Origin of the sequence: Daeguia caeni, from assembly GCF_042653845.1 — a bacterium.
Taxonomy (GTDB): Bacteria; Pseudomonadota; Alphaproteobacteria; order Rhizobiales; family Rhizobiaceae; genus Brucella; species Brucella caeni.
This window is the reverse complement of sequence record NZ_JBHSEL010000126.1, coordinates 17,357-31,291: the sequence shown is the minus strand read 5'-3', so window position 1 is coordinate 31,291 and position 13,935 is coordinate 17,357. Positions and strand designations below refer to the sequence as shown.

Genomic DNA, 13,935 nt, shown 5'->3' with positions numbered 1-13,935 from the left:
AAGTTTAAGAACTCTCAAGAAGCGGTATTCATGGCAATCGGTTTCATCAAGAAAATGTTCTCCTTCGGCAAGAAGGAGGTTGAGCACAAACCAGCCGATCAGGACACGCCTGAGACCATCGCAGTTGAGACAAGCGACGCTGCATCTGAAAGCCCGGCCGAAACGGCCGCGGCAATAAGGGAAGATGCAGTGCCGGTTGCGGACGCAAGCCCGGCTGAAGAACAGGCCGGCGAGCCATCAGAAACCGTGCATCCGGTTGCCGAGATTGAGATTCCGATCGAACAGCCGCCAGTCGTGGAGCCTGAACCGGCCGGGCCGGAACAGCAGCCCGTCGAAGCAAAGGCCATCCAGGAAACTGAAATCCCTGTGCCGACAGCAGAACCAGCGCCCGAAAAGACCCATGACCTTGCCAAGCCGAAAAAGGTCAAGGTTTCCAAGGCAGTCGAGGAACACAAGGAAGAGGAACCTGCTGCCCACGTTGCCGAACCAAAGCTTTCATGGTTTGAGCGCCTGCGTCGCGGTCTTGCGCGTTCATCCAGCAATTTGAGTGAATCGATTGGCAGCATCTTCACCAAGCGCAAGCTGGATGAAGACACGTTGCAGGATCTGGAAGATGTGCTGATCCAGGCCGACCTTGGCCTTGAAACCGCCATGCGCGTGACCGACGCACTTGCCTCCGGTCGCTATGGCAAGGATGTTTCAAGCGAGGAAGTGCGCGCCATCATGAGCGCCGAGATCGAAAAGGTTCTGGCTCCTGTGGCAAAGCCGCTGGAACTTGATCTCTCGCACAAACCCCATGTCATTCTGGTGGTTGGTGTCAATGGCACCGGCAAGACGACGACCATCGGCAAGCTTGCCGCCAAGCTGACGGCAGGCGGGCTGAAAGTCATGCTGGCCGCTGGTGATACGTTCCGTGCGGCGGCAATAGAGCAATTGCATATCTGGGGTGAGCGCACCGGCTCGCCGGTTGTGTCGACCAGACTTGGCGCCGATGCGGCAAGCCTCGCCTATGATGCCTGGCAAAAGGCCAAGGAAGCCGGCAGCGACGTGCTGATCATCGACACAGCCGGCCGCCTGCAGAACAAGGCCGAACTGATGGACGAACTTGCCAAGATCGTGCGCGTGCTTGGCAAGCATGATCCGGAAGCACCGCATACCGTGCTGCAGACGCTTGATGCCACGACCGGCCAGAATGCGCTCAATCAGGTCGAGATTTTCAAGAATGTGGCAGGCGTCAACGGCCTTGTCATGACCAAGCTGGACGGCACGGCACGCGGCGGCATTCTGGTTGCGATTTCCGCCAAGCACAAACTGCCCGTCTATTTCATCGGCGTCGGTGAAGGCATTGACGATCTGGAACCTTTTGCCGCCAGGGATTTTGCGCGCGCGATTGCAGGAGTTGCCTGATGAAGAATCATATCTTTGAAAGCGACCCGGCAGAAAAAAGCGAACAGGAGCGCAAGGAAGTCCCGCCATTGTTGAAACTGGCGCTGGAGCTTGGGCCTCTTCTCGTCTTCTTCTTCGCCAATGCACGCGGCGAAATGCTGATCGAGCGTTTTCCGCTGCTTGCCGCCCTTGGCGCGCCGATCTTTCTGGCCACGGCCCTGTTCATGGCGGCGACAACCATCGCGCTTACCATTTCATGGGCAATGACGCGCACACTGCCGATCATGCCGCTCATATCCGGCATTGTGGTTCTGGTCTTTGGCACGCTGACGCTCTGGCTGCACAATGACACCTTCATCAAGATGAAGCCGACCATCGTCAACAGCCTGTTTGGTGGCATCCTGCTGGGAGGCCTTCTGTTCGGAAAATCCCTGCTGGGCTATGTCTTTGATTCAGCCTTCCGGCTGGATGCCGAAGGCTGGCGCAAATTGACCTTGCGCTGGGGCCTGTTCTTCATTTTCCTGGCCGTGCTGAACGAAATCATCTGGCGCAATTTTTCGACCGATGCCTGGGTGTCGTTCAAGGTTTGGGGCAACATGCCGATCACCATCATCTTCACATTGTTGCAGGTGCCCCTTATCCAGAAACACACCTTGCCAGATACTGAAACCAGATAGACCATGGGGAGGAAGGCCATGTCCCGGCTCGACATTGAACAGTTCATCTGCCGCAGCGACAATTATGGCGTTCTGATCCACGACCCGGCAAGCAATTGCACCGCAGCCATTGATGCGCCCGACGCCCTTGCCATTGAAGCGGCCCTGCGGCGACGCGGCTGGACGCTCGATTTCATTTTCACCACCCATCACCACTTCGACCATGTCGATGGCAATCTGGCGCTGAAAGAAAAATTCGGCCTCACCATCATCGGCCCGGAAGCCGAAAAGGATAAGATTCCCGGCATTGATCGCACCGTCCGCGATGGCGATACCTTCCCCTTTGGCCAGTTCATGGTCAATGTGATTGCCACACCCGGCCATACGGCAGGTGAAGTCTCTTTCCATATCCCGGATGCCAAGGTGGTCTTTACCGGCGACACGCTGTTTGCATTGGGCTGTGGCCGTCTGTTTGAAGGCACGCCAGCCATGATGCTGGAATCGCTCAGGCGTCTTGCCGCCCTGCCCGGCGATACGGCGGTTTATTGCGGTCATGAATATACCGAAGGCAATGCCCGCTTTGCGCTGACCATTGACCCTGAAAATGCGACCCTGAGGGAACGCGCGCGGGAAATCGCACAGTTGCGCGCCAATGACCGCATGACTCTGCCCTCGACCATCGCGCTTGAACTGGCAACCAATCCGTTCCTGCGCTGGCATGACCGCAATATTCGCGACCGTCTTGGCCTTGTGGGTGCTGCGGATGAGATCGTCTTTGCCGAAATCCGCAAACAGAAAGATATATTTTAAGATTATGCGTGCAATATCGGTGATATCGATATTCCATGTGATGAGGTCAGATCAGATGACAAAGCGCCTACGGTTGAAAGCATCAAGCCTTGCAACTGTGCTTGCCCTGTCGCTTGCCGGCATTCCTGCCTCTTCAGGCATGGCGCATGCCGAAGATCTGTTAACCCTCGCCCCCAGGGCAATCCCGACCGAAGTCAATAATTTCAAACTGACGGATGCGTTCCTTGCCAAGCTTGAGAACATCCACAAGAAGCTGGCAACCATGCAGCTTTCCGCAACCGAGGAGGAAGGACGCGACCCCAATCCGTCTTTTGACCAGATGGTTGCCAGCATCCAGGCGCGTCCGCAGGTGATGGAAATTCTCAACGCGGAAGGCGTCAAGCCGCGCGACTATATTATCGGCTATTTCGCCTTGATGAACAGCCTTGCGGCTGCCGATGCCGCAGAAGAAGAACAGCTGGTTGACGAACTGCGGGACATCAACCCTGCGCATCTGGAATTCGGCAAGAAACACAGCGAACGCATTCGCGAACTGATCGGCGAATGAGTTTCGCTTTGTGTTTCTGCCTGAAGTGCACAGGGCGCAATTCCGCGCCCTGAATCGTGCCCGTGTCTTCATGCTATCTTTATTTCTTTTCAGCCAATGAAGCTGGCTGGAATTTCGGCTGCAGCCTGATGGTTGTCAGATCCTTCGCAGCCGGATCGATATCGCTGAAGCTGACGCCGCGCAGCACCTGCTCATCATGGGTTTCGACATAATGGGCCTTGTTCTTCATGTCGGCGACCATTGACCACTGCGTATATTCCAGTGGTGTATTCAGATCGCGTAGCCAGCCCTTTGGAATATCAAACGTATCGAACCAGGTGCTCGGTCAGACATACGCTTTCATCCCCGCTGGCAACCGGCTTTGCCATCATGACATAGGCGGTTGCGCCTATGAAACGCGAAGGCGGCGGCCTGTTGTCCGACCTCCCCGGCATGCCGCTGCCACTGTCAGATGCCGGTCTAGGCTTGGCGCATTGGTCATGACGCAATCGGATTATCATAGACCTTCAGCGATCAGTGAGCGGTTCGATGACAATCAATGTCCATCACATCATGCAGCCTATAGTGCAGCGGTGGCGCAACCCCATCCGTGCCTGCCTGCACTGACCACCGCAATGGTGCTGAGCGCCTGTTTCACTTCCGCAACGGTTGCAAAATCGGCGAGCGTCCTGGTCAGGAAATCCCATGGGCAAGCGATTCTTCAGGCTTGGCCTTTGCCGGATCGGTATGGTCTGCATAACCGGGAAAACATAGGACGCAGCAGCAAGCCCTTTTCATGCATGCCATCGGCAAGTGCGGCAATGCCAAAAGCATTCATACCCATGGCTGCATATTTGGCCTTTCATGTCCTGCCGGATTTCCCGTCAGGGGCCGCAGCCGCGCTGGCAAATCCGCGCGGAATGGCAATGAGGCTGAGTCTATCTCAAAGGCAAATTCCATGGTGCGGCCATAGACACGTGAACCATGGGCCATGGGTACAACAAAGCTGGTGCCATGCAAGCGCCGTCTCAGACGCAATCAGCCCCGTGGTCAACAAGGCGGCGGCAAATCCTTTTGCAATTTTCTGATACGAAAACTTGAATACAGACAAGCTCATCGAGACTTCTCCCCTCTGCATCATGGCAAAGATGGAGCATTCTATTATCGATGAACTTTACCACCAAATGATTGCCCTCCTACAAAACACGCTGAATAAAGCCAGGCCTGGAAAAAGCTCAACCAATATAATCCTGTCGGCCTTTTGCTTCATTTTATTCTTGACTGCTTTATTTGCGAAGCAAGCGCAGTGCATTCAGCGTCACAAGCACCGTCGCTCCCGTATCCGCCAGAATGGCCGGCCACAGGCCGGTAATGCCCAGAATGGTCGTGACGAGAAAGACAAGCTTCAGCCCCAGCGCAATGGAAATATTCTGCTTGATATTGCGCATCGTGCGACGCGACAGGGATACCATCTGCGCGACATCGCCCACACGGCCATGAAGCACCGCGGCATCGGCCGTCTCAAGCGCAACATCCGTGCCACCGCCCATGGCAATGCCAATATCCGCCGCGGCAAGGGCCGGAGCATCATTGATGCCGTCACCGACCTTCGCCACGATCTGTCCTTCGCTGTGCAGGGTCGTGACAATTTTCTGCTTGTCCTGTGGCAAAAGCTCGGCGCGGACCTCGATATTGAGCGCCTCGCCGATCGCCCTTGCCGTGCGACTGTTATCGCCAGTCAACATGATCGGACGTACGCCCAGCCCCTGCAACACTCTCAGGCCGTCCATTGCATCCGTCCTTGGCTCATCGCGCATGGCAATGGCACCAGCCACCTTGCCATCGGCAATCAGGACAGAAACCGTCTTGCCCTCATCATTGCAGGCGGCAATCCGTGTTGCGAGATCACCGGGAATGGCTGCAATGTCATTGGCAGCCTTTCGGGAGCCCAGAAACAGTTCCATCGCACCCAGACGACCGGAAACACCCTTGCCGCCATGCGCCCTGGCCGCGGCCACAGGGGCAATCTGCAAGCCGCGTTGTTGCGCCGCCGCGACAATTGCCAGAGCCAGCGGATGGCTGGAACCGGCATCAAGCGATGCGGCAAGCCGCAAGACCTCATCCTCATGCAATGCCCCCGCCAGAACATCCGTCACCTTCGGCTTGCCTTCGGTGAGTGTGCCGGTCTTGTCGAAACAGGCAACAGTCACCTTGCCGATTGTTTCAAGCGCAGCCCCGCCTTTCAGCAACAAACCACGCCGCGCAGCCGACGAAAGGGAAGCGGCAATTGCCGCTGGCGTGGAAATGACCAGCGCGCAAGGACAGCCGATCAAAAGAATGGCAAGCCCCTTGTAGATCCATTCGTCCCACAACCCGCCAAACAGGAGCGGCGGAATGAGCCCCACCAGCGCTGCTACCACCACAATGGCAGGGGTGTACCAGGCAGCAAAACGGTTGATGAAACGTTCGGTCGGCGCCTTGGCTTCCTGCGCTTCTTCGACAAGGCGAATAATACGGGCAATCGTATTGTCACTTGCCGCAGCCGTCACACGCACCCGTAACAAGCCATCGCCATTGATCGTGCCGGCAAATACGCTGTCACCTTTTGCCTTGCCAACCGGCGTGCTCTCGCCCGTAACGGGTGCTTCATCAATCGCGCTTTCGCCTGCGATGATTTCGCCATCCGCAGCTATGCGGTCACCGGGGCGCACTGCAATGATATCGCCAGTCTTCAACCTGTCGGCCGACACTTCCCGCGTGCCACCATCGCTTTCAAGAAAGGCGGTCTTTGGCACCAGCGCGCCAAGAGACTGAATGCTGGCACGCGCTTTTCCCGCGGCAACCCCTTCCAGCAATTCGCCCACCAGAAACAGAAAGACAACTGCAGCCGCCTCTTCCGTTGCGCCAATGATGACCGCTCCAATGGCAGCAATGGTCATCAGCATTTCGATCGTGAATGGCGAGCCGTTGAGCGCGGCAATCACCGCGCGCCATGCAATCGGCACCAGACCAGTCAGCATCGCCGCAGTAAACGCCCAGCCAGCGATTGCAGGGTAAAAATGACCAATTGCATAGGCAACAAGCAATGCCGCACCAGTGATCAGCAATGTGCGGCCCTTGACTGTCTGCCACCAGTCTTGCGCTCTTGCCGGCATGGAGGGCGAGGCATTATGGTCATAACCATGGCCATGGTTATGGTTATGGTTATGGTTATGGTCGTGATCATGCCCATGTTCATGATTGCAGCCATGGGTATGCGGGAACGGTGCGGAATCATCCACCCGTACTGCCGTCTTATAGCCAAGGCGCGTGACCTTTTTGGCAATCTGCATGGGTTCAATCGAATCGTCATGGCAGACAGTCATGGAAGCCGTGGTCGCCGAGACGGAAATTTCGCCCACACCCGGCAGACGCGACAGCGCCTTTTCAATCTTGGCAGCGCAGGAGGCGCAATCCATGCCTTCGACATGAAAGCGCGTCTGCTTGGAAAATTGCCTGTTCAATTCATTCATGCCTGCCTCACGATCCTGCTGGCCACCTGAAATGGGCGCACTTGAAAACACTGCGGCAGAGCCTACATCCTCTAGTGACTAGAGGAGCAAGCGGAAAATGACACGGGATCTTTCCATCGGTGATGTGTCGAAAAACAGCGGCGTCAAGGTTCCGACCATCCGCTATTATGAGCAGATCGGCCTGCTGCCCTGTCCGCCCCGCTCGGAGGGCAATCGACGGCTTTACACCAAACGCGATATCGAGCGCCTGGCCTTCATTCGCCATGCCCGGGAACTGGGCTTTGACATTGAAGCCATACGCGCCCTGCTCGATCTGCAGGATCGGCCGGCGCAATCCTGCGCCATGGCCGACGAGCTTGCTCGCGCCCGGCTACGCGATGTGGAGGAGCGTATTGAAAAGCTGCAGGCACTGAAGACAGAATTACAACGCATGCTGGACTGTAACGCGCATGGGCGTGTCGACCAGTGCCGGGTGATCGAAGTGCTTGGTCACCACGATCAATGCCTGCATCAGAAACACTGAAGCCATTCGGAGCAACTCAGATTTTACTGAAACGCTGAATTGCTCTGATTGTTTTTCGCAGTTCCAGATGGAAAACCGGTTTCCACTTTTCCTGAAACTGCTCTAGGCTGATTGCAGCTCGACCTTTTGCGATTTGAAAAACACATCCTTGGCCGCAAGCACCGCACCAAAGGTGATGAACAGGCAGGCCGCCAGAATGCGCAGGGACGACTCTGCCGTGCCTGCCATGATCAGCACAAAGGTTGAAAGCAGCGGCGCGGCATAGCTTGCAGCGCCAATCACCTGAATATTCCCGTGCTTCACGCCATAGTCCCAGGCATAAAAGGCAGGGCCCAGCGGCAATAGTCCCAGCGCGGCAACCGCAGCCCACTCTGTTGCGGTCTCCGGCCACACGGTCTGTTCCATGAGCAGATGGCAGATCAGTGACAGAATTGCCGTGGCCAGGCAAAATCCCGTCACCGCATCGGTCGGCACACTGGAAAAGCGGCGGGAAAGCAAAGAATAGGCAGACCAGGTCAAGGCACACAGCCCCGCCATGGCATAACCGAAGGCATAGCGCGCTTCAAAAGCAAGGCTGCCGCCTTTCGAGACAATCAGCACCGTCCCGGCAAGGCCGAGCAAGGCGCCGGCAATATGATACCACCGCAGCCTTTCCCCCGGCATCAATGCAGAACCAAGCACGATAAAGAGCGGCCAGAGATAGGCAATCAGGCTGGCATCGACCGCAGGCGCATTACGCAATGCCGTGAAATAGAGAAAATGATAGCCAAACAGCCCCGCCACGCCGACCAGCCAGACAATTGCAGGCTGTTTCAGGTTTTTCACCGCCCCCGGACGCCACAGCCATGAGACAACCCCGGTAAGGGCGCCAATGCCGAAGGTCATGGCTGTCAGCTGGAATGGCGGTACCTGGCCGGAATTGGCCGTAAGAAAGGCAAGCAATGCCCACATTGCAATTGCGGAAAATCCGATCAGCGTCGCCAGCTTCATGCGTTTCCCCTTATGGGAAGCGACAGGCAATGCTGATGCCAACTTCCCTATTTTACCATTTCGAATCGTGTCGCCGCGATTTTCAGCGTCCCGATCTGCGTGCCAATACGCGCAACGACCGGCGCATAGATACCGGAATTGCCAAGCGGTGCAAAGGCTACCGTGATGCGACTTTTATTGCTTAAATAATCAAGCGCCTTCTTGCCCTTCTGATAGCCGGATATCGGGACGAACTTTGCCTTGCAGATCACCGCCTCGCCGGTAAAGCCTTTGGTGGTGAACGATTCGGTTCCGTTGAAAGAAAAGCGGATTTCCGCCCGCGTCTGGCCGTCAAATACCTGAAGCGTGCGGTTGCAGACATCTGCCTGATTCTGCACCGGCAGCATCAGGGCGCTCAAAGGATCGCTGACATTGACAAGATCGGCAGGCTTTACCTCCACCCATGGATCGCGCTTTTTTGTCGGCGGCACATTTTCGGTAAAAACCACATTGCCATTGCTGAAGCGGATGGTCGTCTTCTTGTCCCGGCGTCCATGTCTGTAGGAGAGATCAAAACTGGAAGGCACTACCTTGCCGTTTACGGAGCTGCCCGTAACCTGCACCGTACCCCTTGTCTCATCGAAAATGCGCGCCAGACCAGATGTGGCGAAATTTCCATTGAGATCATAGACACCATTGCGCACCGTGGTTTCGGTACGCGCCTTGGCAATCGTCAGGCCAATGATGGAAATATTGTATTCTGCCCGGTAAAGCTCATCGGCGCTCGCGCCAACAGTGGCAAATGAAAACAGGATCGGTGCTGCAACAAGAAGGCCACGGAGAGATCCATTTAAGACAGAATACCAGGCAGCAACCATGACATCTCCTTCCATTTCATTTATCCTTGGGAATCACACAAAACTGGCAAAGTTATGATTTCCCAGCCCTGACAGGGCCCGCCAAAGTGGCGGTGTGAAGCGCTTGTTTTCGAATCTGTCTTGACTGCGCCGTCTCCTGTCACTATAGAAACGCGACTTTCCCAAAAGGCCGCCTGTCCGAAATCGCGCGCCAGCAGCATGAAACTGCTTTGAGAGCACAGTTCGGACATTCGGGTCGGGGCCTGAAACGTAATTTGAAGGTGAGACCAAAATGTCCCGCGCTTGTGAATTGACCGGCAAGTCGGTCCAGTACGGCAACAATGTCAGCCACGCGAACAACAAGACGCGTCGCCGCTTTTTGCCGAATCTCTGCAATGTTACGCTGATCTCTGAAGTCCTCGGTCAGAGCTATCGTCTGCGTGTTTCCGCCAACGCCCTGCGTACGGTTGAACATCGCGGTGGCCTTGATGCCTTCCTGACCAAATCGGACGACAAGGAATTGTCGCAGCGCGCCCGTCTTCTGAAGCGTCAGATCCTCAAGAAGCAGGCTGAAGCTGCTGCCTGAGGCAGTTAGAAAAGTTTTGACAGGAAAGGTCGGCTTTATGTCGACCTTTTTTGCTGGTTCCATCACCCAGGATAAAAAAATGTCCATTGATAACACACCCCTCTCCCGGCTTTTGCCGGCCGTTCTGGCCATGTGTGCAGCCGTTGCTGCCTCCAATATTCTGGTCCAGTATCCCTTCGAGCATTTTGGTCTTGGAGAAATCCTGACCTACGGCGCCTTCACCTATCCTTTCGCATTTCTGGTCAATGACCTGACGAATCGCCGCTTCGGCCCTGCGGCTGCCCGCAAGGTTGTCTATGTCGGCTTCATTCTGGGGGTCATCATGTCGATCTGGCTGGCAACACCACGAATCGCCATTGCCTCCGGCTCGGCCTTCCTGTTTGCCCAGCTGATGGACATCACCGTTTTCGATCATCTGCGTCGCCAGACCTGGTGGAAGGCACCATTTGCCGCCGCCATGTTCGGATCAGTGCTCGATACGATCCTGTTCTTCTCGATCGCCTTCGCCGCAAGCTTCTCCTGGATCGACCGACTGACCGGCATGCCTGATTCGTCACTGGCCGAACCTGCCGCTTTTCTCGGGCTTGGCATGCCGCTCTGGGCATCGCTTGCCTTGGGCGACTTCATGGTCAAGGTTGTGATGGGAACGCTGATGCTGATCCCCTATGGCGCCATTCTCGCCATTTTCGCACCTGCCCTGTACATGCCGGATCGTGCAGCCCAAAAGCTTGAGGCAACCGCAAAATAAGCAGTCCCTGAAAGGGGAAGACCAGTTTTCTGTCAGGAACTGCGGAAAACAGAAGGAGCCTCGCGGGGCTCCTTTTGCTTATCGTCTTGCACCTGCGCGGTGTCTGCCTCTTGCAGCCCCTGCGCCCCGTTCCTCAAACAGCGCCGCAAGCTGTTCGGTCATGGCGCCTGCCAGCTCTTCCGCATCAACGATGGTGACAGCGCGCTGATAATAGCGCGTCACATCATGACCAATGCCAATCGCAATCAGTTCGACCGGTGAGCGGGTTTCGATCTCTTCAATCACCGCACGCAGATGGCGTTCCAGATAATTGCCCGGATTGACCGACAGGGTCGAATCGTCAACCGGCGCACCATCGGAAATCATCATCAGGATCTTGCGCTGTTCAGGCCGCGCCAGCAGACGCTGATGTGCCCAGATCAGCGCCTCGCCGTCGATATTTTCCTTCAGCAGGCCTTCGCGCATCATCAGGCCAAGATTGCGCCGCGCACGACGCCATGGCGCATCCGCACTCTTGTAGATGATGTGGCGCAGATCGTTGAGACGCCCCGGATTGGCCGGCTTTCCGCGCGCAAGCCATGCTTCGCGTGACTGGCCGCCCTTCCATGCCTTGGTGGTAAAGCCGAGGATTTCCACCTTCACGCCGCAACGCTCCAGCGTACGCGCCAGAATATCGGCACAGGTTGCCGCAACCGTGATCGGGCGGCCACGCATCGAGCCGGAATTGTCGAGTACCAGCGACACAACCGTATCACGGAAATCCGTATCACGCTCCAGTTTGAAAGACAGCGGTTGGGTCGGATCAACCACGACACGCACCAGACGCGCCGTGTCGAGATAGCCTTCCTCAAGGTCGAAATCCCAGGAGCGGTTCTGCTGCGCCATCAGGCGGCGCTGCAGACGGTTGGCCAGCCGGCCGACAACCCCTTGCAGATTGGCAAGCTGCTTGTCGAGGAAAGCGCGCAGGCGGTCGAGTTCAGCCTCGTCGCACAGATCGGTCGCCTCGACTTCTTCGTCGAATTCGCGCGTGAAGACCTTGTAGTCAACCTGCTCGGCGAAATTGGCAAAAGGCTGGTTCGCACGACGCGTGTCACCCGGCGTTTCCGCATCAATATCCTCGCCGTCATCCATATCTTCCGAGGTGGCGTCAGCGGCTTCCATCTCGCCCCGCTCCCCCTCCTCGCTGGCACTATCCGCCTCGTCGCTTTCCGCCGATTCGGATCCCTGCTGCATATCCTCGCCGCCTTCCTCATTTTCGTCTGATTCCGGCGTCTGTTCCTCGTTCTGTTCCTGATCGTCGCCTTGTTCTTCCTGCGACAGCTCTTCCGCCATATCCATATGCGCCAGCATTTCGCGCACGGTGCGGGCAAAGGCCTGCTGATCATCCAGGTTTTCGCCAAGCCGTTCCAAATCGGCGCCAGCCTTTTCCTCAATCCAGTCGCGCCACAATTCCAGCACCTGACCAGCCTCGGCAGGCGCCGGACGCCCCGTCAGTTTCTCGCGCAACAGAAGCGAGACCGCTTCTTCCAGCGGGGCATCTTCCTTGCTGGTGACAGATCCCAGATTGGAGCGGCTGTATTTATCGGCCAGCATGGTTGCCAGATTTTCGGCAACGCCTGCCATGGCGCGCGCACCAATCGCTTCAACACGCGCCTGTTCAACGGCATCAAAAATGGCGCGCGCCTGTTTGCCCTCAGGGGCAAGGCTGGCATGAATGCGCGGATTATGGCGCGCCTGACGCAGCGCCATGGAATCACCAAGACCGCGAATGACGGCAAGCTCATGCGCTGTTGGCCGTTTCGACAGATCGGGCAGGCGGGCGCGATTGGCACTCAGGGCAGGTCGATCATGGCTGAAGGCCACGTCCAGTTCGCGCTCCCCGGAAATGGCGCGGATGCACGTCGTTACCGCACGCTTGAACGGTTCGGTGTCCACCGGAGCCGATTTGCGCTCACGCGAATTGTCGCCCATTCCTGACATCTGGCCTGTCATGTGCCTATCCCGCTTCCCATCAACCCATGCTCCCGCCGCTCTGGCTGAACGGCGGAACAGTTCAGCTTAAGCCAGAACGATATTGGCAGCCGATTCCGGCAGCTCGACGCCGAATGCGCGCTGATAGAATTCAGCCACCGCCGGGCGTTCCAGCTCATCGCACTTGTTGAGGAAGGTCAGGCGGAAGGCCAGACCGACATCCTGGAAGATCGCCGCATTTTCGGCCCAGGTAATGACCGTACGCGGGCTCATGACGGTCGACAGATCGCCATTGATGAAGGCCTGACGGGTCATGTCGGCAACACGCACCATCTTGTTGACGATGTCACGGCCTTCGTCATTCTGGAAATGCTTGGCCTTGGCCAGAACGATTGCCACTTCATTGTCATGCGGCAGATAGTTCAGCGTGGTCACGATCGACCAACGGTCCATCTGGGCCTGATTGATCTGCTGCGTGCCATGATAAAGGCCGGTCGTATCACCAAGGCCGACCGTATTGGCAGTTGCAAACAGACGGAAAGCCGGATGCGGACAGATGACGCGGTTCTGGTCGAGCAGCGTCAGACGGCCCGACGATTCCAGCACACGCTGGATCACGAACATCACGTCCGGACGGCCGGCATCATATTCGTCAAAGACCAGCGCGACATTGCGCTGATAGGCCCAGGGCAGAATGCCGTCCTTGAATTCGGTGACCTGTACGCCGTCCTTGACGACGATGGCATCCTTGCCGACCAGATCGATACGGCTGACGTGGCTGTCGAGATTGACGCGGACGCATGGCCAGTTGAGACGCGCTGCGACCTGTTCAATATGGGTCGACTTGCCCGTGCCGTGATAACCCGACACCATGACGCGGCGGTTATAGGCAAAGCCGGCCAGGATCGCGAGTGTTGTCTGCCGGTCAAAAAGATAGTCCGGATCGATTTCCGGCACATAGGAATCAGCCTTCGTATAGGCTGGCACCATCATGTCGGAATCGATTCCGAAGACTTCCCGAACCGAAACCGTCGTATCCGGCAAATTAGCTATATCCCGCTCAACCTTGTTCATCATGCCTCCACAGCGGCTGGACAATCCTGCCGCGACATCTTCATCGTCTCCATGGAGCAAATTTTCCGGCAAGCCGTCCAAATACCCCTTGCGTAATCGTTGCGGGCATCCCAACTTGAATTCGCGCCGAGCGCGGCAGAAGAATGTCCGACAGACGGGCCCCGTTCCACCAGACCGGCGGCCCTTTATTCATTTCAGGCATAGCCTCCCTTGAAATGCCTGGCAACAGCTATGCGCAATGCACCATGCGAAATCTGAAAAAGGCTGCCAAGGACAGTCCCTTCCGCCGCATGCGGGGTGATCTGGCGATAGCTTTT

14 protein-coding genes are annotated in these 13,935 nt (G+C 56.8%); 8 read left to right on the top strand and 6 right to left on the bottom strand.

Annotation, left to right across the window (positions count from 1 at the left end; translation table 11 throughout):
- Positions 1 to 30: 30 nt before the first annotated feature.
- The 4 genes from ftsY to ACFO1V_RS14955 are packed head-to-tail and all read left to right on the top strand — an operon-like array spanning position 31 to position 3,399.
- Positions 31 to 1,407: a signal recognition particle-docking protein FtsY gene (ftsY, locus tag ACFO1V_RS14970; protein ID WP_374830615.1), complete on the top strand. Its 1,377-nt coding sequence runs from the start codon at positions 31 to 33 to the stop codon at positions 1,405 to 1,407.
- Complete coding sequence (locus ACFO1V_RS14965) at positions 1,407 to 2,063, top strand: septation protein A (protein WP_374830613.1); 657 nt, start codon at positions 1,407 to 1,409, stop codon at positions 2,061 to 2,063. The genes ftsY and ACFO1V_RS14965 overlap by 1 nt, the downstream gene beginning before the upstream one ends.
- Positions 2,064 to 2,081: 18 nt before the next feature.
- Entirely contained in the window at positions 2,082 to 2,852 is a 771-nt protein-coding gene (gene gloB, locus ACFO1V_RS14960) for a hydroxyacylglutathione hydrolase (protein WP_374830611.1), read from the top strand.
- A gap of 55 nt (positions 2,853 to 2,907) precedes the next feature.
- Complete coding sequence (locus tag ACFO1V_RS14955; protein WP_374830609.1) at positions 2,908 to 3,399, top strand: hypothetical protein; 492 nt, start codon at positions 2,908 to 2,910, stop codon at positions 3,397 to 3,399.
- A 79-nt stretch (positions 3,400 to 3,478) separates the two neighbouring features.
- Here ACFO1V_RS14955 and ACFO1V_RS14950 read toward each other — a convergent pair whose 3' ends face one another.
- Positions 3,479 to 3,640: a hypothetical protein gene (locus ACFO1V_RS14950; protein WP_374830607.1), complete on the bottom strand. Its 162-nt coding sequence runs from the start codon at positions 3,638 to 3,640 to the stop codon at positions 3,479 to 3,481.
- A 238-nt stretch (positions 3,641 to 3,878) separates the two neighbouring features.
- On the opposite strand from ACFO1V_RS14950, the gene ACFO1V_RS14945 reads away from it, so the two are divergent.
- Complete coding sequence (locus ACFO1V_RS14945; RefSeq protein WP_374830605.1) at positions 3,879 to 4,466, top strand: hypothetical protein; 588 nt, start codon at positions 3,879 to 3,881, stop codon at positions 4,464 to 4,466.
- Positions 4,467 to 4,664: 198 nt separating this feature from the next.
- Here the strand turns inward: ACFO1V_RS14945 and ACFO1V_RS14940 are convergent, their stop codons facing one another.
- Complete coding sequence (locus ACFO1V_RS14940) at positions 4,665 to 6,890, bottom strand: heavy metal translocating P-type ATPase (protein WP_374830603.1); 2,226 nt, start codon at positions 6,888 to 6,890, stop codon at positions 4,665 to 4,667.
- A gap of 97 nt (positions 6,891 to 6,987) precedes the next feature.
- Here ACFO1V_RS14940 and ACFO1V_RS14935 point away from each other — a divergent pair, with 97 nt between their 5' ends.
- Positions 6,988 to 7,413, top strand: coding sequence for a MerR family transcriptional regulator (locus ACFO1V_RS14935; RefSeq protein ID WP_374830601.1), 426 nt, complete (start codon positions 6,988 to 6,990; stop codon positions 7,411 to 7,413).
- A 102-nt stretch (positions 7,414 to 7,515) separates the two neighbouring features.
- Here ACFO1V_RS14935 and yddG read toward each other — a convergent pair whose 3' ends face one another.
- Together yddG and ACFO1V_RS14925 are read right to left on the bottom strand one after the other, a co-directional pair.
- On the bottom strand, positions 7,516 to 8,403 hold the full coding sequence (gene yddG / locus ACFO1V_RS14930; RefSeq protein ID WP_374830599.1) for an aromatic amino acid exporter YddG: 888 nt from the start codon (positions 8,401 to 8,403) through the stop codon (positions 7,516 to 7,518).
- 47 nt (positions 8,404 to 8,450) lie between these two features.
- The gene (locus ACFO1V_RS14925; protein ID WP_374830597.1) at positions 8,451 to 9,275 is read right to left on the bottom strand and encodes a DUF3108 domain-containing protein; all 825 of its coding nucleotides are present in this window, start codon (positions 9,273 to 9,275) and stop codon (positions 8,451 to 8,453) included.
- A 256-nt stretch (positions 9,276 to 9,531) separates the two neighbouring features.
- Here ACFO1V_RS14925 and rpmB point away from each other — a divergent pair, with 256 nt between their 5' ends.
- A complete protein-coding gene (gene rpmB, locus ACFO1V_RS14920; RefSeq protein WP_374830595.1) occupies positions 9,532 to 9,825 on the top strand; it encodes a 50S ribosomal protein L28 in 294 nt (97 codons plus the stop codon).
- Between the two features lie 79 nt (positions 9,826 to 9,904).
- Positions 9,905 to 10,573: a VUT family protein gene (locus tag ACFO1V_RS14915; RefSeq protein ID WP_374830593.1), complete on the top strand. Its 669-nt coding sequence runs from the start codon at positions 9,905 to 9,907 to the stop codon at positions 10,571 to 10,573.
- Between the two features lie 78 nt (positions 10,574 to 10,651).
- Here ACFO1V_RS14915 and cobT read toward each other — a convergent pair whose 3' ends face one another.
- A complete protein-coding gene (gene cobT, locus ACFO1V_RS14910) occupies positions 10,652 to 12,565 on the bottom strand; it encodes a cobaltochelatase subunit CobT (RefSeq protein WP_374830591.1) in 1,914 nt (637 codons plus the stop codon).
- A 66-nt stretch (positions 12,566 to 12,631) separates the two neighbouring features.
- Positions 12,632 to 13,618: a cobaltochelatase subunit CobS gene (gene cobS, locus ACFO1V_RS14905; protein ID WP_374830589.1), complete on the bottom strand. Its 987-nt coding sequence runs from the start codon at positions 13,616 to 13,618 to the stop codon at positions 12,632 to 12,634.
- Positions 13,619 to 13,935: the final 317 nt, after the last annotated feature.